Source organism: Streptomyces sp. NPDC021020, from assembly GCF_044333285.1.
Taxonomy (GTDB): Bacteria; Actinomycetota; Actinomycetes; order Streptomycetales; family Streptomycetaceae; genus Actinacidiphila.
In genome coordinates, this window is record NZ_JBIRQQ010000004.1 from 152,327 (window position 1) to 176,801 (window position 24,475).

At 72.7% G+C, this 24,475-nt stretch carries 21 protein-coding genes; 11 read left to right on the forward strand and 10 right to left on the reverse strand.

The genetic code is table 11. The features are described from left to right. Positions 1-592: 592 nt before the first annotated feature. From ACH4SL_RS12665 to ACH4SL_RS12675, 3 genes are all read left to right on the forward strand, one after another. Positions 593-1,333, forward strand: coding sequence for a pentapeptide repeat-containing protein (locus ACH4SL_RS12665; protein WP_398444365.1), 741 nt, complete (start codon positions 593-595; stop codon positions 1,331-1,333). After that, positions 1,330-1,821, forward strand: a complete 492-nt coding sequence (locus ACH4SL_RS12670) for a glutathione peroxidase (protein ID WP_398444367.1) — start codon at positions 1,330-1,332, stop codon at positions 1,819-1,821. Before ACH4SL_RS12665 ends, ACH4SL_RS12670 begins: the two co-directional genes overlap by 4 nt. 397 nt (positions 1,822-2,218) lie before the next feature. Continuing rightward, complete coding sequence (locus ACH4SL_RS12675) at positions 2,219-2,443, forward strand: hypothetical protein (RefSeq protein ID WP_398444369.1); 225 nt, start codon at positions 2,219-2,221, stop codon at positions 2,441-2,443. 669 nt (positions 2,444-3,112) lie between these two features. Here the strand turns inward: ACH4SL_RS12675 and ACH4SL_RS12680 are convergent. Continuing rightward, the gene (locus ACH4SL_RS12680) at positions 3,113-4,120 is read right to left on the reverse strand and encodes a LuxR C-terminal-related transcriptional regulator (protein ID WP_398444371.1); all 1,008 of its coding nucleotides are present in this window, start codon (positions 4,118-4,120) and stop codon (positions 3,113-3,115) included. Positions 4,121-4,313: 193 nt separating this feature from the next. On the opposite strand from ACH4SL_RS12680, the gene ACH4SL_RS12685 reads away from it, so the two are divergent. Further along, positions 4,314-5,522, forward strand: a complete 1,209-nt coding sequence (locus tag ACH4SL_RS12685; protein ID WP_398444373.1) for a Gfo/Idh/MocA family protein — start codon at positions 4,314-4,316, stop codon at positions 5,520-5,522. Positions 5,523-5,532: 10 nt separating this feature from the next. On the opposite strand, the gene ACH4SL_RS12690 is transcribed toward ACH4SL_RS12685, so the two are convergent. After that, positions 5,533-6,771, reverse strand: a complete 1,239-nt coding sequence (locus ACH4SL_RS12690; RefSeq protein WP_398444375.1) for a DUF4032 domain-containing protein — start codon at positions 6,769-6,771, stop codon at positions 5,533-5,535. A 137-nt stretch (positions 6,772-6,908) separates the two neighbouring features. Here ACH4SL_RS12690 and ACH4SL_RS12695 point away from each other — a divergent pair, with 137 nt between their 5' ends. Continuing rightward, positions 6,909-7,412 (forward strand): DinB family protein, encoded by a 504-nt coding sequence (locus tag ACH4SL_RS12695; protein ID WP_398444377.1) that lies wholly within the window; start codon positions 6,909-6,911, stop codon positions 7,410-7,412. Positions 7,413-7,584: 172 nt separating this feature from the next. After that, the gene (locus ACH4SL_RS12700; protein ID WP_398444379.1) at positions 7,585-8,331 is read left to right on the forward strand and encodes a dienelactone hydrolase family protein; all 747 of its coding nucleotides are present in this window, start codon (positions 7,585-7,587) and stop codon (positions 8,329-8,331) included. A gap of 76 nt (positions 8,332-8,407) precedes the next feature. Here the strand turns inward: ACH4SL_RS12700 and ACH4SL_RS12705 are convergent, their stop codons facing one another. Together ACH4SL_RS12705 and ACH4SL_RS12710 are read right to left on the reverse strand one after the other, a co-directional pair. Next, the gene (locus tag ACH4SL_RS12705) at positions 8,408-12,529 is read right to left on the reverse strand and encodes a hypothetical protein (RefSeq protein ID WP_398444381.1); all 4,122 of its coding nucleotides are present in this window, start codon (positions 12,527-12,529) and stop codon (positions 8,408-8,410) included. A 166-nt stretch (positions 12,530-12,695) separates the two neighbouring features. Further along, positions 12,696-13,481: an AraC family transcriptional regulator gene (locus ACH4SL_RS12710; protein ID WP_398444383.1), complete on the reverse strand. Its 786-nt coding sequence runs from the start codon at positions 13,479-13,481 to the stop codon at positions 12,696-12,698. Between the two features lie 134 nt (positions 13,482-13,615). Here ACH4SL_RS12710 and ACH4SL_RS12715 point away from each other — a divergent pair, with 134 nt between their 5' ends. Next, positions 13,616-14,866: an MFS transporter gene (locus ACH4SL_RS12715; RefSeq protein WP_398444386.1), complete on the forward strand. Its 1,251-nt coding sequence runs from the start codon at positions 13,616-13,618 to the stop codon at positions 14,864-14,866. A 24-nt stretch (positions 14,867-14,890) separates the two neighbouring features. Here the strand turns inward: ACH4SL_RS12715 and ACH4SL_RS12720 are convergent, their stop codons facing one another. The 3 genes from ACH4SL_RS12720 to ACH4SL_RS12730 are packed head-to-tail and all read right to left on the reverse strand — an operon-like array spanning position 14,891 to position 18,651. Continuing rightward, positions 14,891-16,090, reverse strand: coding sequence for a cytochrome P450 (locus ACH4SL_RS12720; protein WP_398444388.1), 1,200 nt, complete (start codon positions 16,088-16,090; stop codon positions 14,891-14,893). Beyond that, positions 16,087-17,247 (reverse strand): pentalenene synthase, encoded by a 1,161-nt coding sequence (locus tag ACH4SL_RS12725; RefSeq protein ID WP_398444390.1) that lies wholly within the window; start codon positions 17,245-17,247, stop codon positions 16,087-16,089. The genes ACH4SL_RS12720 and ACH4SL_RS12725 overlap by 4 nt, the downstream gene beginning before the upstream one ends. A gap of 33 nt (positions 17,248-17,280) precedes the next feature. Further along, a complete protein-coding gene (locus ACH4SL_RS12730; protein WP_398444392.1) occupies positions 17,281-18,651 on the reverse strand; it encodes a cytochrome P450 in 1,371 nt (456 codons plus the stop codon). A gap of 350 nt (positions 18,652-19,001) precedes the next feature. Here ACH4SL_RS12730 and ACH4SL_RS12735 point away from each other — a divergent pair, with 350 nt between their 5' ends. Next, positions 19,002-19,574, forward strand: a complete 573-nt coding sequence (locus ACH4SL_RS12735) for a GNAT family N-acetyltransferase (protein ID WP_398444396.1) — start codon at positions 19,002-19,004, stop codon at positions 19,572-19,574. Positions 19,575-19,585: 11 nt separating this feature from the next. Here the strand turns inward: ACH4SL_RS12735 and ACH4SL_RS12740 are convergent, their stop codons facing one another. Beyond that, positions 19,586-20,182, reverse strand: coding sequence for a hypothetical protein (locus ACH4SL_RS12740; protein ID WP_398444399.1), 597 nt, complete (start codon positions 20,180-20,182; stop codon positions 19,586-19,588). Positions 20,183-20,472: 290 nt separating this feature from the next. On the opposite strand from ACH4SL_RS12740, the gene ACH4SL_RS12745 reads away from it, so the two are divergent. After that, entirely contained in the window at positions 20,473-21,045 is a 573-nt protein-coding gene (locus ACH4SL_RS12745) for a GNAT family N-acetyltransferase (protein WP_398444401.1), read from the forward strand. 76 nt (positions 21,046-21,121) lie between these two features. Here the strand turns inward: ACH4SL_RS12745 and ACH4SL_RS12750 are convergent, their stop codons facing one another. Then, entirely contained in the window at positions 21,122-21,481 is a 360-nt protein-coding gene (locus ACH4SL_RS12750) for a hypothetical protein (RefSeq protein WP_398444403.1), read from the reverse strand. Between the two features lie 143 nt (positions 21,482-21,624). On the opposite strand from ACH4SL_RS12750, the gene ACH4SL_RS12755 reads away from it, so the two are divergent. After that, positions 21,625-21,930 (forward strand): hypothetical protein, encoded by a 306-nt coding sequence (locus ACH4SL_RS12755; RefSeq protein WP_398444405.1) that lies wholly within the window; start codon positions 21,625-21,627, stop codon positions 21,928-21,930. 54 nt (positions 21,931-21,984) lie between these two features. Beyond that, positions 21,985-23,982, forward strand: coding sequence for a hypothetical protein (locus ACH4SL_RS12760; RefSeq protein ID WP_398444407.1), 1,998 nt, complete (start codon positions 21,985-21,987; stop codon positions 23,980-23,982). On the opposite strand, the gene ACH4SL_RS12765 is transcribed toward ACH4SL_RS12760, so the two are convergent. Then, complete coding sequence (locus ACH4SL_RS12765; RefSeq protein ID WP_398444409.1) at positions 23,951-24,421, reverse strand: hypothetical protein; 471 nt, start codon at positions 24,419-24,421, stop codon at positions 23,951-23,953. The genes ACH4SL_RS12760 and ACH4SL_RS12765 overlap by 32 nt on opposite strands. Positions 24,422-24,475 lie beyond the last annotated feature (54 nt).

Genomic DNA, 24,475 nt, shown 5'->3' on the forward strand with positions numbered 1-24,475 from the left:
TAGCTCATGTCGCCCGCCGGGCCGCGCCATATGCCCCCGCGCGGGGCAAGCCCCCTCCAGGCTGCGCCTGCGCCGCCGGGTACGCCCCAGGGGCGGGTGCGCTTGCCGCGCCGGGCGAGCGTTTGGGGGCGCGGGGAACTGCGCGGCCAGCCACGACGTGCCGTCACGTCGTCACCGGCCCGAAGGGGCAGTTGCTGTCGTTCCCGGACCACCGGCCGGTGGGTGGTTGCTCGCGCAGTTCCCCGCGCCCCTAAAAACGCTCACCGCCCCGCGCAGCGGAAAGCGCTCGCCCCCGCGCCGGGGAAGGCGCCCTCCCCGCGTGAGGGAAAGACGGTTGCCCCCCCCGCCGGGGGAAGGCGCCCCCCGTAGCGGAAAGCGCTCGCCCCCCCCCGCGCCGGGGAAGGCGCCCCCGCGTGGGGGAAAGACGGTCGCCCCTTCGCCCGGGGAAGGCGCCCCGCGCAGCGGAAAGCGCTCGCCCCCCCGCCCGGGGAAGGCGCCTCGCGCAGCGGGAAGCGCTCGCCCCCCCCGCGCCGGGGAAGGCGCCCCCCCGCGTGGGGGAAAGACGGTCGCCCCGCCCGCGTAGGGTGGCGGGGTGAACGCACAGCCCCATGCCGCCGTCGCGCAGACGCTCGCAGAGCTGCCGTACGCCTCCGCGCTCGTACCGCACAGCGGTGGGCTGGAGGTCGAGGGGGACTACGACACCGTCCACCTCGACGGCCTGCACGCGCCCGAGGGTGCGCGAGCCGCCGGGGCCCGCTTCCTGGAGGCCGCGCTCAGCGACTGCGTGCTGACCGGCACGGATTTGCGCGGGGCGCGGTTCAACGACGCCTGGCTGTCCGGCTGCCGCCTCACCGGCTGCACCCTGGCCGGCGGCCAGTGGCTGGACACCGCCGTGCTCGGCAGCTCGCTGGCAGGCGTCGAGCTGTACGACGCGGTGCTGCGCCGCGTCACGTTCGTGCGCTGCAAGCTCGACTCCGTCAACCTGCGGGCGACCGCGCTGCACGACGTCGTCTTCGAGGACTGCGTGCTGCGCGACGTCGACTTCGGCGAGGCCCGGCTGGAGGGCGTGACCTTCCCCGGCACCCGCGTCGAGCGGGCCCGCTTCGGCCGCGCCGTGCTCAAGGACGCGGACCTGCGCGGCGCCCTGACCATCGACCTGGCCGACGGCTACGAGTCGCTGCGCGGCGCGGTGATCACCCCCGCGCAGCTGCTCGACCTCGCACCCGCCCTCGCCCAGACCCTCGGCCTGACCGTGGCCGAGCCCGCCGTGCCCGCCGGGCGCGCGTCCAGTGCCCGCACCCGGGCCGCAAGCAGAAGGAGCCCCCGCCGATGAGCACCCTCCACGACATCCCGCTGCAGACCCTCGACGGCACCGCGACCACGCTCGCCGAGCACGCCGGCAAGGTCGTGCTGCTCGTCAACGTCGCGTCCCAGTGCGGCCTCACCCCGCAGTACGAGGCGCTGGAGCGGCTGCAGAAGCAGTACGCCGACCGCGGCTTCACGGTCGTCGGCATGCCCTGCAACCAGTTCGGCGCCCAGGAGCCCGGCAGCGCCGAGGAGATCGCGACCTTCTGCTCCACGACCTACGGCGTGAGCTTCCCGCTGCTCGCCAAGGCGGACGTCAACGGTGCGAACCGGCACCCGCTCTACGCCGAGCTGACGCAGCTGGCCGACGCCGAGGGCGAAGCGGGAGATATCACCTGGAATTTCGAGAAGTTCCTGGTCAACGGCTCGGGCGAGGCCGTCGCCCGCTTCCGTCCGCGCGTCGTTCCCGAGGCTGACGAGGTGATTGGGGCGATCGAGGCAAACCTGCCCCGCTGACCCACCGGCCGTGGTGGCGACCACCCGGCTGACCAGCGGCGAAGGTGCCTAGATGCGCGAACGCGCCATGGCAGGATCCGGCCGGTTCCGGGACATTGTCCGGAACCGGCCGTGCTGGTTGTCTGTAATCACCGCCCCGGCAACGAGAAGGGACAGTGGAGTGCATGACTACGGGTTCCGAACCGGCCACCTGTGTGTCGACACGGACCCTGCGCTCTGCGTTCCTTGCCAGGAGCGTTTGGATCGGCAGCTCGCCTTGCTTCCCCGGGTATACGGCGAGCTTGAGGTTGCACTCGTAGGCGCGCAGGACCCCGGCGACAGACTGTCCGGCACTGACCGGCCCGGCATCCCCCTGAACGGGCCGGCAGTCGAGGCACGCGCTGCCATTCGAGACACCTTGGCCTCTTGGGCCGATCTGATGGTCGAGGGCCGCACCGTCCGCCTCCCCCTGCGGACGGTGCCGGCCCTCGCGGCCTTCCTCCGTCGCCACCTCGGCTGGCTCGCCGTGCATCCGGCGGCCGACGACGCGGCGACCGACATCGACACCGTGCTCCAGCGCGCCCTGGCCGTCGCCAGGCCGCACGAAGCCCTCATGGCCGCGACGGCCTCCGTCGGGTCCTGACCCGAGCCCCGACCCAGGCCCACCGGCCGTAGGGAATCATCCCCCCACGAAAATGCACAAAGCACCGCGCGGTCCGCGAATCATCACGGGCCGCGCGGTGCTGTGTCCGCGCTCTCGGCGGTGTGCTCGGAACGGGTGCTCAGACCTGGATGGTGCCGGGGAACCATCCAGCGGGTGCCAGGCCCGGGAACCAGCCCGCGGGGGTGACCGCGGTGACGGAACCGGGGAACCACCCGGCGGGCGAGACCGTGGTGACGGAACCAGGGAACCACCCGGCAGGCGTAACCGTGGTGGTAAGCGTGGTGGAACCGGGGAACCACCCGGCAGGCGTCGCTCCCGGGAACCAGCCGTCGGGCGAGACGGGGCCGGTCTTGGCGATGGGGGCGGGCGCCGGTGCGGGTGCGGAGGAGAAGTCGGCAGCAACAGCCGTGCCGGCAGCCGACGACAGAGCGAGCACCAGTGCTGCTACAGCGGAGACATGGGTCGAACGCCGGATCCGCGACATCGTAATCCTTAGGTGGGCAGAGAGTGTGACGTGCTCACTATGAAGTAGGGACACATGACTTTCCCAATGATGGCAAATGCAACCTGCATCGAACCAGGTGACGCATGTGCGTATATCCGCCATGGCGTGAATGCGCCCGTCCGGTTCGCGTCACCGGAGGCGTGTCAGATCAGACCATGAGCCGCCGCGAGGACTCCCGCCTGGAATCGGCTGTCCGCCTCAAGATAGCGCATGATCTCGGAAACCAAACGGCTCACTGTCCTCAGTGACACCCCGAGTTTCCGGGCGATGCGCTCGTCCGTCAGGCCGTTGGCCAGCAGTCTCATGGTCGTACGGTGCTGCTCGGTCAGCTCGCTGTCGGATTCCGGAGCGGGCGACGTGTTCACGCTGTAAGGGACCGAGCGCAGCCAGCAATCCTCGTACATCGCCACGTACGAACGCACCAGCGCGGGCCCCCGGATCACAATCGCAGGGCCCAGCGGCTCATCCTGATTCGCCAGTACCAAAGCGCTGTGTGTATCCGCCATCAGCAGATCGAAAGGCACCTGCGGGGCGAGCCGGACTTCCACTCCCGCGGCAGTGAGGTCCGACAGGTATTTACGTTGCCTGGGTGCTGAATTAATGCTCTGGCCATAAATGGCGCGGACTTTGACACCGCGCGCGATGAGTTCGCTGTCGGCGGTGAGGGAACTCGCCAGGACCTCGCTGGAGGGCAGCGGGCCGGGGTGCATCCAGCTGGCCGTCTCGGTGATCGTCGCGTCGAAGTCCCGCAGGAACTGGCGCCGCCGGTGGTCCCGGGTCAGCAGCTCGACCTCGATCTCGGCGTTCTCCCGCAGCACCGCGGGGCGGTAGCGCTCCATCAGCGACTCCGCGGCGGAGACCATCGAGGTCAGCTCGTCGCGCTGGCGCCGCAACGACGCCCGCTGCCGGGCCAGCAGCTCGATCAGGGCGGTGTCCGGCTCGACCGCGTCCAGCGCGCCCGACCCGTCGCTCGGGCGTATGAGCCCCAGCTCCTGGAGCTCCTGCCAGCCCGCCTCCGCCTCGGCCTCGGTCAGCCCGAGCGCGGCCACCGCCTTGTCCGGCGCGACGGCCCCCTGGCTGCGCAGTGTCTGATAAAGGGCGAGCCCGATGTCGGCCGCATTCGGCCCACCACCCCTCACCGAATTGGCCACGGATTCCCTCTTTCGTCGCGCGGTGCGCCGAAACGTGCAGCTGCCTGCAAGGTGGCAACCGCACCCTATACCGACTCTAGCAATGGATGGGCCCCTTGCCAGGGGTGAGATCACGGTTCGGACACCCCGGCGTCGCGGTCGCGCCACGTTTCCTGGTAGGAACGAGTGCCGGCCGGGCGAAAGGATGAGCACGATGCGTCACACGGGGCGGCAGGGGCCGCCGGCGGAGACCGCCGACGAACAGCGCAGCGGGCCCGCCGGAGCGGGCGGACCGGGCCGTGCGCAGGTCCCGGTCGTCGTCATCGGGGCCGGGAAGGTCGCGCACGCCGCGCATCTGCGCGAGATGCGCGACCTGCCGCAGCTGATCCGGCCCGCGGCCGTGATCGACCCGGACCCGGCGCACCGCGCGGCACTGATGGCGGGATTCGACCGGGTCGCGGTGTGCACGAGCGCCGAGGAGGCGGTGTGGGCCGGGGCGCAGGCCGCGCTGGTGCTCTCACCGTGGTGGACGCACCGCGACGCGGTGACCGGCTGCCTGGAGGCGGGGCTGCCGGTGCTGTGCGAGAAGCCGGTGAGCCTGGACCTCGCGGAGATCGACGAGCTGATCGCCGCCGAGCGGCGCACCGGTGTGCCCGTCACCGCCGGCTACATGAAGCGGCACGACCCCGTCGTGCAGCTCTTCGTCGAGCACTGCCGGGACAACGCCGCCACCGCCCGCCGGATCAGCGTCGACATCCACGACCCCAACGCCCCGCACCTGGTCGACCACCTCGTGCCGTACCCCGCCCCGCCCTACGGCCCGCAGCCGCCCCCGGCCCGGGAGGCGCTCGCCCGCGCCCTCGGCCCCGGCGCGAGCGGCACCCAGGCCGAGGTCTACGCCCGGGGCCTGGGCGGCTCGCTCATCCACCAGGTCAACATCGTGCACGCCGCGCTGGAGGGAACCGGGCGCACGCTGCACGGGTCGCTGGAGCACAGCGTGCAGTGGGCCGGCGGCAGCGCGGTGAGCTGCCGCTGGCGGCCGGACGACGAGCTGCTCGTCGAGGTCAGCCATCTGCGGCTGCCCGAGCACCACCGCTACCGCGAGACGATCGAATTCACCGGCACCGACTCCGTCGCCACCCTCAGCCTGCCCTCGCCCTACGCCCGCGACGAGGGCGCGACGCTGCACATCGACACCTGGGAGCCGGACACCGGCGCCGCGACCCGCACCACGCACCGCTCCGGGCCCGCCGTGACGGGCTTCCGCGAGCAGTTGCGGGCGTGGACGCGCAGCATCGCCTGGAGCGCCGGGTCGGACGGCGGCCCGCCCGCCCCGCGCCGCGGCATCTGGCCGCTGCCGGGCCTGCGCGAGGTGCGCGCGGACACCCTCGCGGTCCGGGAGGCGGCGCTGCGGCTGACGTGACGGCGCCGGCTCACTCCACCTCGGGCACGATCGCGGTCGGGTCGGGCACGAGCGGCAGGATGTTCGCGATGTACGACTCGACGGCCGCCTCCAGGCCGACGTCCTCGCCGGCCTCCTCCGACATGTACCAGCGGTGCTCCAGCAGCTCGTGGTAGATCTGCGCCGGGTCCAGGCTGCGCCGCAGCTCCACCGGGATGAGCCGCACCGCGGGCCGGAAGACCTGCCGCACCCAGCGGTGCGCCAGCACCTCGGGCCGGGCGCCGAGAGGGTCGCCGGGCGCGTAGTCGTCCTGGGTGGTCATCCAGGACTCCAGGTCGTTGAGCAGGCTGCGGGCCTGGTTCTCCTCGGTGTCCATACCGGTCAGCCGCAGCAGCTGCCGCTGGTGGTGGCCGGCGTCGACGACCTTGGGCAGGAAGGTGATGGTGTCGCCCGCGGGGGAGCGCTGGATCTGCATCTCGGCGACGTCGAAGCCCAGGTCGTTGAGGCGGCGTATCCGGCGGTCGATGTACTGCCGCTTGTCCGCCGGGTAGACGGACTGCCGGGTCAGCTCGTGCCACAGGTCGTTGTAGCGCGAGCAGATGGCCTCGGCGAAGGTCACCGGGTCGACCGCCGGGTGCAGCGAGCCGCCCGCCTCCAGGTCCATCAGTTCACCGGCGATGTTCACGCGGGCCAGGTCGATGTCGTAGTCGCGCTGCCCGGCGCTCAGCTCCGGCTGGATCTGCCCCGTCTCGGCGTCCACCAGGTAGGCGGCGAAGGCGCCCGCGTCCCGCCGGAAGAGGGTGTTGGACAGGGAGCAGTCGCCCCAGGCGAAACCCACCAGGTGCAGCCGCACGAGCAGCACCGCGAGCGCGTCCAGCAGCCGGTTGACGGTGCTGGGCCGCATCGTCGTCTCGAACATCGAGCGGTAGGGCAGCGAGCCGTTCAGATGCCGGGTGACGAGCGCGGGCTCCAGCGGGGTGCCGTCCGCGGCCTCCCGGCCGGTGACGACCGCGATCGGGTCGACCCCGGGTATGCCGAGCCGGTCCAGGTCGCGCAGCAGCCCGTACTCGCGGACCGCCGCCCACTCGCTGACCTCCTTGACCGCGACGACCTCGTCCCCGGCCCGGGCGAAGCGCACCACGTGCCGGGAGATGCCGCGCGGCAGTGCGACGAGCGACTTGTCCGACCACTGCTCCAGCGGCAGATGCCACTCCAGGTCGAGCAGGGCGGAAGGGTGGTCGGCGTCGAAGGCCCTGATCTGCAGCGGCATGGCGGCGGCTCGGCTTCCTCGGGAAGGGGACGGGGCGGCGCGGCGCCGCAGCTTCGATGGTGCCATGGGCGACACGCGCGGCCGCGGGCAGGGAATACGGTCGACGCGGACCCGCGAATCGCGGATCATGCCCTCCCATGACCAGAACAGACCTGCCGCCCACCGGCGACGAGCTCACCACGCTCACCACCTTCCTCGACTACACCCGCGACACCGCCCGCGAGAAGTGCGAGGGCGCCAGCGACGAGCACGGCCGCGGCGCCCCGCTGCCCGGCTCCCCGCTCATGACGCTCTCCGGTGTGATCAACCACCTGCGCTGGGTGGAGCACTGGTGGTTCGACGTGATCTTCCTCGGCGGGGAGGACCGCGGCCCCTGGACCGACGAGGACCCCGACCGCGAGTTCACCGCCGACCTCGCCCTCCCCCTCGCCGACGTCCTCGCCGCCTACGCCGCCGACTCCGCCCGCCACCGCGCGACCGCCGCCGCCCACTCCCTCGACGACCTCGCCAAGCGCCCCATCCGCGACGGCAGCCACGTCAACCTCCGCTGGATCCTGATGCACCTCGTCGAGGAGACCGCCCGCCACAACGGCCACCTCGACATCCTCCGCGAGATGGCCGACGGCACGACGGGCCAGTGACCGCCCGCCGCCCGCCGTGCTACGGTCGGCGGCGCCGTGCACCGGCGACGACCAGGGGAGGTGAGACCGATCAGCACAACGACAGGTCGGGCCCGCCCTCTCCTCGCGCATGGCTGAGGGAGCGCCCGCGTACGCGCACCGCGCGTAAGGCATCCCGAAAGGCGTGAGCGCCATGCGTTTCACTTCCCGTCCGGAGTCGTCGGCCGCCGACGGCGTCCGGACCAGGCATTTCCTCCTCGGTGACATCCCCGGCGTCCTGTGGACCCCCGACGGCGCGGGGCCCGGCACCCGGCCGCTCGTGCTCGTCGGGCACGGGGGCGGGCAGCACAAGGAGGCCCCCCTCGTCACCGTCCGGGCGGAGCACTTCGTCCGCGAGTGCGGCTTCGCCGTCGCCGCCGTCGACGTGCCCGGGCACGGGGAGCGGCCCACCGATCAGGAGCTGGACGCGATCGCCTCGGCGAACGGGCAGCGGATCGCGGCGGGCGCGGAGCCGTACCCGCTGATCGCGGACTTCCAGGCGCTGGCCGCCCGGCGCACCGTGCCGGAGTGGCGGGCGGTGCTGGACGCGCTCCAGAGGCTGCCGGACGTCGGGGCGGGGCCGGTGGGCTACTGGGGGGTGTCGCTGGGCTGCGGGCTCGGCGTGCCCTTCGTCGCCGCCGAACCGCGGGTGCGGGCGGCGGTGCTGGGGCTGAGCGGGGCGCGGGCGCTCGCGGAGGCGGCGGGGCGGATCACCGTACCCGTGCGCTTCCTGCTCGCGTGGGACGACGAGCGCGTGCCGCGCGCGCAGGGGCTGGCGCTCTTCGACGCGTTCGGCTCGGCGGACAAGTCCCTGCACGCCCACCCGGGCCCGCACTCCGCGCCGCTCCCGGCGGACGAACCGGCGGACGCGGCCCGCTTCCTGGCCCGCCACCTGGTCTGAGCCCCGCCACCCGGCCGGAACGGCGGGCGGCCCGCCCCCCGGTGGGGAGCGGGCCGCCCGGTCGTGCGGGTGGGTGCTACCAGTCCTTGCCGCCGGAGGACGTCACCGTGACCGAGGCGCTGGCCTTCGGGGAGGTGACCTTCGTACCGTCGGGCGTCAGCCCGGTGGCGGTGGCGGTGTCCGAGACGCAGCCGTTCTCCGCGTCCTGCTCGGTGACCGTGTACGGGGGCGCCGTGCAGGTCATGGACTCGCCGGGGGCGAGCGTCGACTTCGGGCAGCTGATCTCGCCCGCGGTCGGGTCGTCGACCGTGACGTCGTGCAGCGTGGTGCCGCCCGTGTTGGTGACCGTCAGCGTCCAGTGGACGACGTCGCCGGGCCGGGCGGTGTCGTCCTTGCCGCCCGAACCGCCGTCGCCGTAGCCGGAGTTGCCCTTGTGCTCGACCTCGGCCTTCTTCACCAGCTTCAGCGAGCCCGTCTGCGGCTCGGACGTGGTGGTGAGGCGGGCGGAGTCGGTGCCGGAGGCGACCTGCGCGCCCGCGCCGTTGACGGCGGTGGCGTGCGCGGTGTTGTCGACGTGCCCGGCGGCGGCGTCCGCGTCCGTCACCGTGTAGGTGGCGGTGCAGGTCGTGGTGGCCCCGGCCGCCAGCTCGTCCACCGGGCAGGTGGCGGGCGGGAGTCCGGTGCTGCCGCCGAAGGCGTCCTCGGCGATCGCCAGGTCGTGCACCGGCGTGTTGCCGGTGTTGGTGACCTTGAAGGAGTACGTCACGGTGTCGCCCGCGGCGGCCTCCGACGGGCGGACGGACTTGTCGATGCTCAGCCCGGAGCGGTTCACGGTCACCGCCGCGCTGTCCTCGTTCGAGGTGACGGCGGTGCCGTCGTCGGCGCGCGCGGCCGTGGCGCGGGCGGTGTTGGTGATCCGCCCGGCCGTGACGTCCGCGTCGGTAACGGTGTACGCGGCCGTGCACAGGACGCTGTCGCCGGGAGCGATCGGCTCCTCGGGGCAGGACGCGGCGAGCGGGGTGCCGCTGCCGCTGAAGGACGTCTCGACGACGTCCGGGGCAACGAGCGTGGCGGTGCCGGTGTTGGTGAGGGTGAACTCGTAGCCGACCTGGTCACCGGCCGCCCACACCCGGGTGGGCGCGGCGGTCTTGTCCAGGTGCAGCGCGCCCGTACCGGCGGTGGTCAGCTCGGCGCTGCTCTGCCCGGAGTCGACGTCCGCGCCGCCCGGGTCGAGGGCGCCCGCGGTCGCGGTGTTGGCCACCGAGCCCGCGTCGATGTCGGCCTGCGTCACGGTGTAGGTCGCCGTGCAGGTGGTCCCGCTCCCGGAGGCGAGCGTGTCGACCGGGCAGCTGATGTCGAGCGGGCCGCCCGTGCCGCCGAAGAAGTCCTCGGTGATGTGCAGCCCGTGCAGCGCGGTGTTGCCGGTGTTGGTGACGTGGAAGCTGTACGTCACCTGCTGACCGGCGGCGCCGACGGAGGCCGGGGCGACCGACTTGTCCAGCTCCAGGCCCGGGTTGGCGGGCGGTCCCTCCAGCACGACCGAGCTGTCCCCGGACGCGAGCGCCCCGCCGGGGCCGGTGCCGGTGGCGTGCGCGGTGTTGGCGACGCTGCCCTGCGCGATGTCCTCCGCGGTCAGCGTGTACGTCGCGCGGCACACCTCGCGGCCACCCGGCGGCAGCGACGCCTCGGGGCACGTCACGTCGCCCTTCGTGCCGTTGCCGGTGAACCGCGTCTCGTCGATCGCGATGTCGTCCACCGTGGTGTTGCCGGTGTTGAGGACCTCGTAGAAGTACGTCACCACCTGCCCGGCGGTGAAGTCCGCGGGCGCGTCCGGCTCGGCGGACTTCACCAGGCTCAGGCCCCCGGTGCGGGCGGCCTCGACGGTCTGCGCGTCGGTGTCCGTCAGCTCGGTGCCGTCCGGCGTGTAGGCCGAGACCTGGCCGGTGTTGTGGAGGGCGCCCGCGTCGATGTCCTGCTGCGTGACCTCGTAGACGACGGTGCAGGTGACCCTGCCGCCGGGCAGCAGGGTGTGGTCCCGGTCGCCGCAGTCCAGCGGTTCCAGGGAGCCGTGGCCGTCGAAGCCGGGGTCGGTGACCTCCACGCTGTGCAGCGTGGTGTTGCCGGTGTTCTCGACGGTGTACGTGTAGCGGACGGGCTGGCCCGCGTGGTCGACCGTGCCGGGCTCCGCGGTCTTGGTGAGCGTCACGCCCGGCCGCGGGTGGGTGGCCACCTCGGCGTCGGCCGGGCCCGCCTCGACGTGGTCGCCCAGCTCGCTGACGGCGGTGGCGCCCGCGCTGTTGGTGATCTGCCCGGAGTCGATGTCCTCCTGCGTGGCCGTGTACACGGCGGTGCAGTCCGTCACGTCGCCCGGCAGGAGCGTGTCGGTCGGGCACTGGACGGCGGGGAAGCCGCCGGTGCCGGTGAAATACCGGTCGGTGACCTTCACGTCGTGCAGGACGGCCTGGCCGGTGTTGCGCACCTGGAAGTGGTACGTCACCCGGTCGCCCGCCGCGTCGATGTCGGTGGGCTCGGCGCTCTTGGTGATGCTCAGCCCCGGCGTCGGGCGGTAGACCGGGACGGCCGCGGTGTCCTCCGCGTCGGCCGGGGTGCCGAAGGCGTCCTCGCCGTGCGCGTGGGCGGTGTTGACGATGATCCCGTCCGCGGCGTCCGAGGGGGAGATCACGTAGAGGAAGTCGCCGCAGAAGAGCGCGGCGCCCGCGGGCACCGGGCCGCCGCAGTCGAAGTGCGCGCCGAGCCGCGGGTCGTCCACGGTGACGTGCTGGAGCGTGGTGGTGCCGGTGTTGATCACGTGGAAGCGGTAGTGGACGGTGTCGCCCACGGTGCCGCCGGGGCCGTTCACCACCTCCTTGACCAGTTGCAGGTCGGTGTGGCCGACTCCGGCGTTCTTGATCTCGCAGCGGATCTCGCCCGTGCGCACCGCCTGGAAGGTCCAGTCGCCGGGCCCGCCCTGCAGGGGCAGCGGGTGGCCCTCGGCGTCCGTGCAGAAGGCGTCGGAGTGGTAGAACTCCGGGCGCGGCGGCAGGTAGTCGTTCGTCAGATGGTCGAACAGGTGGTACGTCCGGCCGGGCACCACGTCGACCGGCGGGGTGGTGACGCTGTCCTCGCCGTCCTGGGTCGTCGCCGAGGTCAGCAGGTTGCCGTCCTCGTCGAAGACGCCGATCTTGAACTGGTCGCCCGGGTCGTTGCGGCGGTCCACGGTCTTGGTGACCGCCAGCCGGGTCGGGACGCCGAGGCGCGCGCACTGCGCGCCGTCCGCGGGGGCGGGGCTGACCGCGGCGACCGGCCGGGCGTCGCGCGCGTTCAGGTCGACCCGGAAGACCTCGGTGCCGGACGAGGCGTAGAGGTACGTGCCGTCGGTGAAGGTCGCGGTGAAGGCCGTGGCGGGGTAGCCGCCGGTCACCGGGCCGAGGTCGTGGTCCGTCAGGTTGCCGGTGTCGACGAACACCAGGTGGGCGGGCTGCCCGGCGGCGGTGGTGCGGCTGAGCCCGTACAGGCCGGTGCCCGCCGGGCCGTTCTCGATGTACGACCAGTCGCCGGGGACCTGGAGCGCGGAGGTGTCGAACACGCCCTGCCGGAGGACCTGGCCGTACGTACCCGAGCCGGGCGCGAGGTCGACCTCCGCGACGCGGCCGGTGGCGTCCACGACCCACCAGTGCCCCGCGGTGTCGATGTCGCCCGCGACGGGGGAGAGCGGCAGCGTCACGCCGAGGGCCGCGAGGGCGCCGTCCCGGCCGATCCGGTAGACGGTGCCCGAGCCCGCGGCGACGCCGTAGAAGTAGTCGTCGAGGGGGTTGTGGCCCACCGCGTCGAGCGGGACCGAGGTCACCCCGGCGCCGGACACGTCACCGGTGGCGGGATCGACGCGCTGGATCTGGATCAGGGCCCGGTTGAGGATCGGCACGCTGTCGAAGGTGTAGCCCGCGAAGGTGTCCGGGCAGTCCCACGGGGGCAGCGCGGCCACCGCGGCGGAGGCACCGGGGGTGGCGGCGGGGGTGGCCGCGAGGGCGGGGGCGGGGGCGGACAGGGCGAGGCCCTGACCGGCCGTCAGGACGAGCGAGGCGGCCGAGACCGCCACCCACCCGGCCCGGCGCCGCACGCCCCCACCGGGGCGGCCCCGCCCGGCCCGGCCGGTACCGGGACCGTCCGGCCCCTTGACCGGCCACAACTGACGTCTCATCGACTACTCCCTGTACGAACGGTGACGGTTCGTTACGAGAAGAGCAGGGCGGGGGTGGAGGGTGCGGGAGACGGGTGCGGCCCAACCGGTGAATTCCGCGGAATTCCGCCCGAAGGGCGGATCGGGCGGGGCCCGGCGGCGGTCCGGCGCCGCTTGGGGGCGCGGCTCACCCTCGCGGGCGGCTCCCGGGCGTCCGGCTCCCCGGCGTCCGGCCGAACGCCCGCCGGTAGACGTCGATGAAGGCGCTCGGCGAGGACCAGCCGCAGCGCGCGGCGACCGCCGTGACGGGCACGTCCTCGCTGAGCAGCACCAGGGCGTGGTAGAGCCGCAGTTGGGTGCGCCACTGCGGGAAGGTCATGCCCAGCTCGTCCCGGAAGAGCCTGCTCAGGGTGCGCTCCCCGGCGCCGACCGCGGCGCCGAAAGCGGCGAGCGGGCGGCCGTCCGCCGGGTCGCGCCGCAGCAGCGCGCAGACCGCGGCCAGCCGCGGGTCCGACGGCATCGGCAGATGCATCGGCTGCTGGGGCGAGGCGCGCAACTGGTCCAGCAGGACCGCCCGCATCCGCCGCCGCTCGGCCCCCGCGACCGGCTCGTCCTCGCGCGTGTAGGCGAGGATCAGCTCGCGCAGCAGCGGCCCGACCGTCAGGGCCGCGGGCGCGTCCAGCCCGAGCGGGTTGACGGACGCGGGCAGCCCGATGGTGTGCAGGTCCAGGCGCCCGTGCGCCCGGTGCGAGTGCGCGGTCCCCGCCGGGACCCACAGCGCGCGGTTGCCGGGCGCGATCCACGTACCCGCGTCCGTGGTGACGGTCAGCACACCGCGGCCCGCGTAGTGGATCTGGTGCGCGCGGTGCACGTGCGCGTCGATCTCCTCCCCGGCGGTGAGCGGCCGCATCGAGGTGGCGGGCGCGACGGTCGTCTCGGGCGGCGTCACGGACGGGCGGGGGACTTTCGGCACGGGCGGCACTGTACGCGGCGGTGCGGCGGGCCCGGACCCGCAGCAGGCCGCCCGCGCCGAGGTGGCGGTTTTTCGACAGGACTCGGCATTCTGCCGGAAGCGGTGACCTCGCCGCGCGGGCCACGATCGACGTCATGACCACCTCACAGCCTGTCGGCCCGTCCCCGGAAACCCTCGCCCCCGCCCCGCCGCCGGGCTCTCCGCCGCCGGGCTCTCCGCCGTCCGCGGACCGGAAGCAGCGGCGGGCGATCCTGACGCTGTCCGTCGGGCACGCGTGCGTGGACGTCTACCAGGGGGCCGTGTCCGCGCTCGTCCCCTTCTTCGTCGCGGACCGCAACTACACCTACGCCGCCGCGTCCGGTGTGGTGCTCGCCGCGTCGCTGCTCTCCTCGCTCGTGCAGCCCGCGTTCGGCGCGCTCACCGACCGGCGGAGCATGCCGTGGCTGCTGCCGCTGAGCACCGCGCTGTGCGGGATCGGGATCGCGTTCAGCGGCGTCGGCAACTCGTACCCGCTGACGCTGCTGTGCGTCGCGATCGCGGGGGTCGGGATCGCCGCGTACCACCCGGAGTCGGCGCGGGTCGCGCGCATCGCGAGCCGCGGCAGCCACACCGCGATGGGCTGGTTCTCGCTCGGCGGCAACATCGGCTTCGCCCTCGCGCCGCTGCTGGTCACGCCGGTGATCGGGGCGGGCGGCCTGGGCGCGACACCGGTGCTGGTGCTGCCCGCCGCGGTGGGCGCGGTGCTCGCGCTGCTCGCCGTACGCCGCGGGTCCGCCGCCGCGGAGGGGCCCGGGACGCGTACGGCCAAGGCCGACGAGCGCCCCGACGACCGCCGCTCCTTCGTCCGCCTGACGCTCGCGATCGTGTGCCGGTCGGTCGTCTTCGTCGTCCTCGGCAGCTTCATCTCCCTCTACGCGCGCCAGCGCACGGGCGGCGGTACGGCGGCCGGAGCCGCGGCCCTGTTCGTCCTCTACCTCGGCGGTGCGGTGGGCACGGTGCTGGGCAGCGCCCTCGCCGCCCGCTGGACGCGGGTACGGGTCGTGCGCTGGTCGTACGTCGCGAGCATCGCCGCGGTCGCGGGCGTCGTGCTCGTCCCGGGCCCGGCCCTCTACCTCTTCGTCGCCCTCGCCTCCGCGGGCCTCTACGTCCCCTTCTCCCTCCAGGTGACCCTGGGCCAGGACTACCTCCCCTCCCGTGTCGGCACCGCGAGCGGCGTGACGCTGGGCCTGGCGGTCAGCGTCGGCGGCGTGCTGAGCCCGGCGGTGGGCGCGCTGGCCGACGCCACGTCCCTGCGTACGGCCCTGCTCCCGCTGATCGCCCTCCCCGCCCTCGGCTGGCTCCTCACCCGCCCCCTCCCCGAACCGGCGCTGCCCGCGCAGCAGTAGCCGTCGCCCGTCGCCCGGCCCCCGTCACCAGGTGACCGGCAGCTCCTCGACGCCGAAGACCGTGGAGCCCGTGCGGTAGCGCAGGGCGCTCTCCGGGACGGCGAGGCGGAGGGTGGGGAAGCGGCGCAGGAGGGCGGGGAGGGCGGCCTTCAGCTCCATCCGGGCCAGTTGCTGGCCGAGGCACTGGTGGACGCCGAAGCCGAAGGAGAGCTGGGTGACCGGGCGGCGGCGCAGGTCGAGTGCGTCGGGGTCCCGGGGGACGAACGCGGGGTCGCGGTTCGCGGTCAGCGCGGACATCAGGACGTACTCGCCCGCGGCGATCGGCTGGCCGTTGATCTCGACGTCGGCCATGGCCATGCGCGGCACCGGCGCCGGGATGGCGAGGTGGCGCAGCAGCTCCTCGACGGCCGTGGCGGTGACGTCGGGGTCGTCGCGGAGGGCGGCGAGCTGCTCGGGGTTGCGCAGCAGGGCCAGCACGCTCAGCGCGAGCTGGGTCGCCGTGGTCTCGTGCCCGCCGATCAGCAGCGTGGTGCCGAAGCCGATCAGCTCCTCGTCGGTCAGCTCGGCGCCGTGCTTGCGCACCACCGTGCCGAGCACCCCCTCCCCGGGCGCCTCCCGGTGCCGGGCGACGACGTCCGCCAGCGCCTCGTGCAGCTCCGTCGAGGCGGCGAGCACCTCGTCGGCGGAGGTGGTCCCGCTCATGATCACCTGGGAGCAGCGCTGGAACATCGACCGCGTCGAGTACGGGACTTCGAGCAGTTCGCAGATGGCCAGCGACGGGATGGGCAGGGCGAAGTCCGCCACCAGGTCGGCGACCGGCCCCCGTTCGGCCATGGCGTCGAGGTGCTCGTCGATGATCGCCTCCATCGCCGGGCGCAGCCGCTCCACCTGGCGGAGGGTGAAACTGCCGGTGAGCATCCGGCGCAGCCGGGCGTGCTCCGCCCCGCTGTAGGCGAGCAGGAAGCCCGGCTGGTTGTAGAGGGTGCGCGGCTGGTCCGGGTCGATGCCGTTGCCCGTGACCAGGCGGGGGTGGGCGAAGGCGGCCCGTACGTCGTCGTAGCGGGTGACGACGGCGGCCTCGACCTCGCCGAGCACCGGGTGGACGACGCGCATCCGCGGCAGGCCGTCCGTCTCGCGCATCCTGCGCAGGTCCTGCGACGGGTCGAACGGGCAGACGCCGTCGCGTTCCGAGGCCACGAAGGCCACCGAGCGGGGCTGGGTCATGGTGCTTGCTCCTCAGCTGGTGCGCCGGTCCCGGGGGAACCGGTCGTGGGGCGTGGAAACGGCGATCCGGACGGCGGGCCCTCGTCGCGATAGCGGGTGGAGGTGTGGTGCCAGTCGTAGGCGCCGCGGACGGTGGTCTGCAAGACCTCGGTGCAGTAGCGCTGGAGCAGATCGCGGTCGTCGGCCGGGGCCGGGCGTCCGCCCGCCGTGGCGCCGAGCAGCGACCGCTGCGCGCCGGTGAAAAGCTCCAGGGCCTCGGCCCGGCGGCGCACGGCCTCGCCGACCGCCTCCCGGCGGGTCAGGCCGTGGTCGCGTTCCAGGCAGAGCACCAGGTTGTTCTGCTCGCCCAGCGCCGTGTCCTTGCCGAGGGAGACGATGTCGTTGTCGCAGATGACGAAGGTCTTGGCCATCTCGCGCATGACCGACAGATGCGGCAGCGCGTACAGCCGGTCCGGCAGGACGCACGACGACAGCCGCTCGGCGAGGTCGATGACCGGTGCCACGCCGATGGTGTGGCGCCGCACGCGCAGGTACGCGCTCAGCGGCAGGGGAGTGCCGGACTGCCGGCTGCGGGCCTCGTGGACATGGTGGTCGAGGTAGGAGGACCAGTGCGCCGCCGACCGCCGGACCCAGTCCTCGGGCATGCCCTGGCAGCTGCGGCGCCGCATGTCGGCGAAGGCGGCCGCCAGCGGCAGCGGGGACGCCTCGCCGCCGGTGCCCTCCGCGACGAGCCCGACGAGGTGCCGGACCCGCTCGGGCGAGCCGCCCCACTGCTCGTCGAGCGCGTCGTCGAAGAGGAAATACCAGCTCTGCTGGTCAACGCCCAGGTCGAGTTCGCGGCCGGTCGCGTTCGGGTAGAACATGGCCGCGATCAGCGGGAACTGCCCCTTCAGATGGTGGGCCCGCGCGTCCGCGGAGGCCAGGAAGCCGAAAGACTCCGGCCAGCGCAGGTGACGGTCGCGGGCGGCGTCGAAATCCGGGCTGATGCGGTGCGGGAAGGGGACGGGCCCGGGGTCGGAGGTCGTGTCGAGGGCGTCGGGGGCGGGTACGGGGGCGGGGTCAGGAGCCGGGTCGGGGGCGTCGGCGTCGGGGGCGGGTACGGGTACGGGGGCGGGCGGCCCCGGGGCCGCGGACAGGTGCTCTGCCGTCGTGGCCATGCGGTGGCGTACCTCCGGAAGGACGGGGCCGGCTCAGCCGGCCGGCCAGGGCGAGACGCGCATGGGCAGCGCATTGGGCCGGATCAGCGCCTGGACCACCGGCCGGACCCGGTGCCCCGCGGCCGGCCGCAGCCGCCACCGCGAGACGACCGCCCGGACGACCACCAGCATCTCGGTCATCGCGAAGTGGTCGCCGATGCACCGGCGGTTGCCCAGGGCGAACGGCACGTACGCGCCCGGCGGGAGGTCCTTCTCGGTACGCCCGAGCCACCGGTCCGGGTCGAACCGCAGCGGGTCGGGATACCACGCCGGGTCCCGGTGCATCGTCAGCGCGCTGTAGATCAGCTCGGCCCCGCGCGGCAGCGCGACACCGCACACCCGCACCGGCTCCAGCGCGCGCCGCATGAGCAGCCAGCTGGGCTGGTGCAGCCGCAGCACCTCCCGCAGGAAGCGCTCGGTGAAGGGCAGCGTCGCGGCGCCGGGCAGGGCGCCGGCGGGCAGCGCCACGCACTCGGCCCTGATCCGCCCGGCGATGTCGGGCCGCCGGCCCAGCTCGTGCAGCGCCCAGGACAGCGAGGCCGACGTGGTCTCGGCCCCGGCCATGAGCAGGGAGAGCAGCTCGTCGCGGGCCTCGGTGTCCGTCATGCCGTGCGGATTGCCCGGGGTGCCCGCGAACATGACCGACAGCAGGCCGCCGCCGTCCTCCGGGTGCCGCCGGGCCTCCCGGACGGCGGTGTCCGCGAGGTCGCGCAGCGCCGCCGCCGCGGCCAGGTACCTGCGGTGCCCCAGCACGGGCGACGTGGCGACCGGGGCGGGCAGCACGGTGCCCACGAAGACGCCGCGCATCACCGTGGTCAGGTGCGCGGCGACGTGCTCTCCCAACTCGGCGACGGCCGCCGCACCGTCCGGGCGCTCGGTCCCGAAGAGCGTCGCGACCAGCATGACCGTCATCATCCGGCGCATCACCACGTCCATGGCGATCACCTCGCCCGGCTGCCAGGCCGCCACCTGCTCCTCGGCGATGCCGCTCATCGTGGCGACGCACGCGGCGATGCTGTCGCGGTGGAAAGCCGGTTGGAGCGCGCGCCGCTGGCGGAGGTGGAAATCACCTTCGGACGTGATGATTCCGTTTCCGATGAAAGGCCGTGCGACGTCGAAGAGATGCCCTTTGCCGAACTTCCTGCTCTGCTTCAGCAGGACGTCGTGGACGGCCTCCGGTGAATTCAGGACAAAAACCGGCCGGTTGCCGAGGAATATCCGGACGACGGCCCCGTGGGACCTCACCGACTGGAGGAACGCCACCCGCTTGAGGGCCAGTTGGGGCAGGTGACCCAGGAGGGGTATGCGCCCGGGCACGGTGGGCGCCGCGATGGGCACCGCAGCGGGCGGGGTGTCGGAACGCACTGCCCTGCGCCTCCCCGAAGTGCGGACTCGAAGTGCGGACTCGAAGGATTCCCCGCCTTTGGGCAGGTGGACTCGCTCGCGGACTCGTTACGGACTCGTTCATGGCACAACGAGATCGTCTCCGGGTGCCTGGGAGGAGTCAAGGGCAGGAAGGGATTCCGGCCGCAGGGCGCGAATTCCGGCGGGATTCCGGCTGGTGTCGCGGGCCGCGGGCCTTCAGCTTCGACGACCGCCGCCCTAGGATGCGTGCGCCACCGCGGCCCCTGCGCCCCTGCCCTGCCCCCGCCCCTGCCCGCCGCCGGTGCCGCTGCCGTTGCCGTCGTCGTGCCGTCGCCGGAGGAGTGTGCGTCATGAGCCACCCCCTGCCCCCGCCCCGGGGCGAGGCCGTTTCCGTCGCCTGGCCGCCCGACCCGATCCGTACCGCCCGGCTCGTCCTGCGCGCCTCCGAGGCCCGCGACCGCGCCGCCTTCGTCGAGCTGCTGGCCTCCCCGGAGGTCGGCACGTACGTCGGCGGGGCCCAGCCGCGCGCGGAGCTGGAGCGGACGATGCCCGAGGTGCCCGGCAGGCGTACCGGCTTCTTCGTGGCCGAGCTGGACGGCGCGGCGATCGGCATGACCACCCTCGACGTCCGCGACCCCGCCCGCCCCGGCCACATCCGCCCCGAGCGCGGCGAGCACGAACTCGGCTACATGTTCCTGCCCCACGCGTGGGGCCGCGGCTACGCCACCGAGGCGTGCGCGGCGGCCCTCGCCTGGTTCGCCGCGACCCACCCCGGCGAGCCCGTCCTCCTCACCGCCCAGACCGCCAACACCCGCTCCCTGCGCGTCGCGTCGAAGCTCGGCTTCACGGAGTCCGCCCGCTTCCACGAGTTCGGCGCCCAGCAGTGGCTCGGCGTCTGGACCCCGCCCCCGCCGTCCCCGTAGAACCGGTCCGCTCAGCGGGGCTTCAGCATCTCGACCGTCTCGTCGAGCGTCGAGCCTTTGTACCAGGGCATGTTGGAACTGCGCTCGAAGACGTTGTCGCCCCTCGCGTCGACCGGAAGGACGTGGACGCCGCTGCCGAGCGCGAACCCGGCCTTCTTCACCGCGGATTCGACCTCCTTGCGGATCTCGTCGAACCGGAACGCGCTGTACGGCGGCCCGGTGTAATGCATTCCGTCGCAGGCCACGACGAGCTGGCGGACCCCGCCGTCGAAGAGCGCCTGGAGCGATACCTGCGCGTAGCCGCTCCGCGTGCTCAGTGCCTGCTCGAAGTCGCCGATGGCCGCGGGGACGACCAGCAGCGCGCCGTCCGCGTCGGCCGCCGCCTTCTTGAGCGCGTCGCTGTCGGTGCCGGACAGCGGCCCGGCGAGGGTGACGTAGTACGAGGACGTCTCCCACGGGTGGACACCGCCGTCCTCGTCCATGTCGGGGCCCAGCACACATTCGGCGATGCTGCGGGCCCCCCGGCGACTCTGCGCCTTGTCGCGCTCCCCGGTGTCGCCGGGGTCGATCAGCGCGAGCGTGAGCGAAGGCTTCTTGTTCTCGGGCATGGCGAAGGAACCCCTCTGCGGTGGCTGGGCAGGTGCGGACCGCCGGTGAACCGCCCTGTCTGCCGGGACCGGCGCCGCGTGTGACGGCCGTCCCGGCCAGGCTAGTTGGCGCCCCGCGTGCCCCGTGAGCCAACGGCTCGCCGTTCATTCCAACGGCCCAACGCGTCCGTACGGGGAGCGGGCGGGCCCGCGGCCGGGCCGTCCCCGTACCTCCGTGCGAGGAACGCGGGGGCCGGGTGGCGAGCCGGCGGCCGTCAGTGCCCCCCGCACCCCCGTGCGAGGATCGCGGCGTGACCGACCTGCGCTTCCGCCCCGCCGGGACCTCCGACCTGGCCACCCTCGTGCGCCTGCGCGACGACGCCGCCCGCTGGATGCTCGCCCGCGGCGTCACCGGCCAGTGGCGGCCCGGCGAGCTGGACGAGGACCACTTCCGCCGCGTCATGAGCCACGGCGAGGTGTGGCTCGCCGAGTCCGCCGGCCGCCCGGTGGGCGCCTGGGAGGTGTGGTGGGAGGACGAGGCCGCGTGGGGCCCGCAGCCCCCGGTCGCCGGGTACGTCCACCGCCTGATGGTCGACCGCACCGCCGCCCGTCCGGGCACGGGCCGCCACCTGCTGCGCGCCGCCGAGCGCCGCGTGTCCGACGCGGGCCGCCTCCTCGTCCGCCTCGACTGCCTAGCCTCCAACACCCGCCTGACCGCGTACTACACCGCCGAGGGCTACCGGGCGGTGGGCCGGGTCACGGGCAAGCCCCAACCGGGCGCGGAGCCGAAGTCGTTCACTCTCCTGGAGAAGCCCCTGCCCCCCGAGGACCCGGCCCCGACGCGAGCGACGCACCGAAGTCCACTCAGCTCGGCTGCCGGATGACGATGCCGAACATGCCTGCGCTGGGGGCGTCATGGAGAGCAGGTAGCCCCCTGCGAAGGTGAACTTCCGCGCCTCCTCACCCCACTTGATCCACCGGTCCGGCCCGCCGGCGAGCGACCTTGACGGTCCGGTCGACCTGCAGCGACCCCTCCCCGGCACAGGCGGCTTCGTAGGTCTTCCTGGCGCCGGGCGTACGGATCGCGGTCTCCGGAAGCCCGCCCTTCGCCGTCGTCTCCCCGTGCATCACCACCTGCTTGGAGACCGTCAGCCTGGCACCGGCCTCCGCGCGGAGGACCCGCGTGGGAAAGGAGACGGTGGGCCGCACGCTCGGCGAGTGCGAGGCGTCCCCGCCGCCCGATCCGCCGCCGCACGCGGTGAGTACGGCCAGGCCCGCGACTGCGATCGTCCCGGACCACCGGCGTTGCCGGACCTCCATGTGCGGCCCCCAGATTCTCGGATGTCGAGGGTTGTCTGCCACCGGCAGCCCTCGTGAAGCCGGAGCGCAACTTCTCACTTGTATCACTTTGCCCCCTGTGGTCACGGCGCCGTGAAAAGCTCGACCGATCGTGAAAGGGGGGCATGACCCAGAGCAACGAACCGATGGTGGACAACCCGCAGCGGCAAGCCCTGGTGACGCTGAAGACCAACCTGCAACGCGAGATGCACGAGCTGACGAGGCTCTTGCACGGCGCGGAAACCGACACCGGCCCGAAGGGGGCGTGGGTCGGGCCCACGGCGGCGGCCTGGCACACCGAGATCGCCGGGCGGCGCAAGGACCTGGGGATCCAGCTGGCGAAGCTCGTCCCGGAGGTGCAGGCGGCGATCGACCGGTGCCCTCAGCAGGTCACGCAGTCCCAGGCGAAATCGATGCGGGCCGATCTGTGACGTGCCAGAACTCTTCGACCAGGAAGCCCGTTTCGACGCACGAGGGGGAGCATCATGTGGCCCGGCGGAGGTAATCCCAGCGCGCAGTTCTCGGGCATCGACCCGGCGCGGCTGCCCACCACCATCTCGACCCTCGACGCAAACCGCGACCGGCTGCGCTCCAGCGCCACGTCGTACAAGTCGCAGTTCGAGCAGCACGGCCTGGACACCCAGCCGCTGACCAAGCTGCTCGGCATCGCCTCCTGGATCGACGACCAGATGCCGATGCTGCGGCGCCGGCAACACCTCGCAATCGCCGCGGACCAGTACGCGGACATCGGCACGAAGATCGTCTGGATCGACGAGACCAAGGTGACCCCGGGAGCCGCGGCCAAGTCCGCGGCGGACGGCAAGAAGCTCGCCGACGACTTCAAGGACGAGCTGGGCGACGGCGACGTCCCCGACGACCTCTGGGACCAGCTCCAGGCGCAGTCCCACGACGCCGACTTCGTCAATGCCTTCTACAAGGAGCTCGGCCCGGATCAGTTCTACGCCATCACGACGGTGGCGAACGCGCCCGGCGCCGACGGCAAGCCGGACCCCGCACGCCAGCGGCTGGCCTCCGCGACGTTCGGCATGTTCACCCACACGGCGACGGAGGGCATGAACGCCAAGCAGAAGGAGGCCTACTGGAACACATGGCTGGACGACTTCCACGACCCGATCAACGGCTTCCGCCCGGACCAGCTCATGCCCATGCTGTCCGTGGGACCGGCGGACAAGGACTTCCTGCTCGCCCTCGGCAACCGCATCTTCTCCCCGCCCCCGGGCCAGAACGTCGACGAGTGGATGCGCGACGGCCCGTCCCCGGGCGACCCGCTCGCCCAGTTCTACACCGCCATGAGCAACAACCCCGAGGCGGCAGGCGAGTTCATGGCCCAGCACCCGGACCTGATCGACGCGGGCCTCACCGGCGGCCTCAACACCTCCGACGCACGCACGGACGCGTTCGTGGCCATGGTCAAGGCCGGGACGACGGGGCTGCACGCCACCAACGTGAAGCTCTCGGACGAGAACACCGCGATGATCCTCTCGGACAACGCCCGGCATTCGAAGAACGGTGAGCACCCGCTCAGCGAGGTGTCCCTGATGTACTCGGAGATGATCGCCCAGCACTGGGACGACCTCCAGTACGGCGTCACCTCGCCCACGAGGAAGGCGTTCTTCTCGTCGGAAGGCTGGGATCCGAAGGCGTACCGCGAGGCGCAGGATTCCCACCGGCCCGGCATCGAGGCATCCCCCGACCTGTGGCAGCTCTTCGTGCAGGAGTCCATCAGAAACCCTCATGCGGCGGCGAGCGTCAGCACCCTGTTCGATTCGAGCCAGAAGAAGTACGCCAACGACATCTCGAACGCCCAGCGGTCGCACCCCGGTGCCGTCGGCTACATGAGCTTCGAGAAAGGTCTCATGGGCGACTTCTACGCAACGGCGTACTCCAAGACCGCCGAGTCGCTCAAGGACGAGCAGCAGCAGTGGGTCGAGGAAATGAACGCCTCCCGCACGATGCTCGTCGAAACGGCTACCGGACTCGCCTTCGGGGGCCCTCAGGCAACCATCGACGCGGCAAAGGAGAGCGGCCAGGAACTCGCACTCAGCACCCTCCAGGGCTGGATCGCCCAGTCCATGGAATACAAGCCGAACGACGCCCCGGCGGACCTGCTGGCGCAGATCGAGGGGTTGAAGAAGGCGACGGTGGAAGTCAGCTGGGAGGAATCCATGGGCGACCGGGCCAGCGCCATGGTGGCAAAGGGATTTCCGCAGCCGAACCTCAAGCCGGTCAACTTCAACCTCGACGGACAAACGTCGAGAACGTACACGGGAGACCCTTACGGGCGAGACGGGAGGAACACCTTGAAGCCTCCGCCACCTGTCTACATCCACGGAAAGAACGACGACTTCATCCAGGTCATCAAGGACAACAACGGCGAGGTCGACGTCAACAAGATGACGCCCGAGCAACGTCCCCGCCGCCCGGCGGCGGTCAGTGCGACTGGCGGACCACCTGCCAGATGAGAAGCCCCGGTGTGTTCGACCCCAGGAGCTTGACGGTGATCAGGTCGCCGCCCTTGAAGGGGTAGGTCAGCGCCTTTCCGTTGCAGGCGAGAATCCGCTCCGGCTCTTTGTGCGGCTTCTTCGTCTTCGGGTAGAACTCCATGGCCGCGCTCCCGGAACAGGCGGCTTCGAAGACGTACTCCTTGTCGTCGGGTGTCTGTATCCAGGTCTCGGGAAGCCCGCCGCTGGTGCCCTTCTCGCCCCCCTGAAAGACCTCCGTACCAGAGGTCAGCTTTGACTGGACCTGTTTGTGCAGAACAGCCAGCCAGTTCAGGGAACTGGGGGTAGGGCTCGCCGAGTGAGCGGGGTGGCTCCCGCCCGAACCGCCACCGCAGGCGCTGAGCACCGTGAGGGCCGATGCCGCGACCATCGCGACTCGCCAACGCTTCCTGACGTCCATGCGAACCTTCCTCATCGGGGATTCCTTCAGCTCCTTGTGCCTGGTCGGCCGGAC

What these genes read in the sequence shown, in the direction of transcription:
- ACH4SL_RS12670 (WP_398444367.1), top strand. Translation starts at nt 1,330, where the DNA reads ATGAGCACCCTCCACGACATCCCGCTGCAGACCCTCGACGGCACCGCG.
- ACH4SL_RS12685 (WP_398444373.1), top strand. Translation starts at nt 4,314, where the DNA reads ATGCGTCACACGGGGCGGCAGGGGCCGCCGGCGGAGACCGCCGACGAA.
- ACH4SL_RS12690 (WP_398444375.1), bottom strand. Translation starts at nt 6,771, where the DNA reads ATGCCGCTGCAGATCAGGGCCTTCGACGCCGACCACCCTTCCGCCCTG.
- ACH4SL_RS12695 (WP_398444377.1), top strand. Translation starts at nt 6,909, where the DNA reads ATGACCAGAACAGACCTGCCGCCCACCGGCGACGAGCTCACCACGCTC.
- ACH4SL_RS12700 (WP_398444379.1), top strand. Translation starts at nt 7,585, where the DNA reads ATGCGTTTCACTTCCCGTCCGGAGTCGTCGGCCGCCGACGGCGTCCGG.
- ACH4SL_RS12705 (WP_398444381.1), bottom strand. Translation starts at nt 12,529, where the DNA reads ATGAGACGTCAGTTGTGGCCGGTCAAGGGGCCGGACGGTCCCGGTACC.
- ACH4SL_RS12715 (WP_398444386.1), top strand. Translation starts at nt 13,616, where the DNA reads ATGACCACCTCACAGCCTGTCGGCCCGTCCCCGGAAACCCTCGCCCCC.
- ACH4SL_RS12720 (WP_398444388.1), bottom strand. Translation starts at nt 16,090, where the DNA reads ATGACCCAGCCCCGCTCGGTGGCCTTCGTGGCCTCGGAACGCGACGGC.
- ACH4SL_RS12725 (WP_398444390.1), bottom strand. Translation starts at nt 17,247, where the DNA reads ATGGCCACGACGGCAGAGCACCTGTCCGCGGCCCCGGGGCCGCCCGCC.
- ACH4SL_RS12735 (WP_398444396.1), top strand. Translation starts at nt 19,002, where the DNA reads ATGAGCCACCCCCTGCCCCCGCCCCGGGGCGAGGCCGTTTCCGTCGCC.
- ACH4SL_RS12740 (WP_398444399.1), bottom strand. Translation starts at nt 20,182, where the DNA reads ATGCCCGAGAACAAGAAGCCTTCGCTCACGCTCGCGCTGATCGACCCC.
- ACH4SL_RS12750 (WP_398444403.1), bottom strand. Translation starts at nt 21,481, where the DNA reads ATGGAGGTCCGGCAACGCCGGTGGTCCGGGACGATCGCAGTCGCGGGC.
- ACH4SL_RS12755 (WP_398444405.1), top strand. Translation starts at nt 21,625, where the DNA reads ATGACCCAGAGCAACGAACCGATGGTGGACAACCCGCAGCGGCAAGCC.
- ACH4SL_RS12760 (WP_398444407.1), top strand. Translation starts at nt 21,985, where the DNA reads ATGTGGCCCGGCGGAGGTAATCCCAGCGCGCAGTTCTCGGGCATCGAC.
- ACH4SL_RS12765 (WP_398444409.1), bottom strand. Translation starts at nt 24,421, where the DNA reads ATGGACGTCAGGAAGCGTTGGCGAGTCGCGATGGTCGCGGCATCGGCC.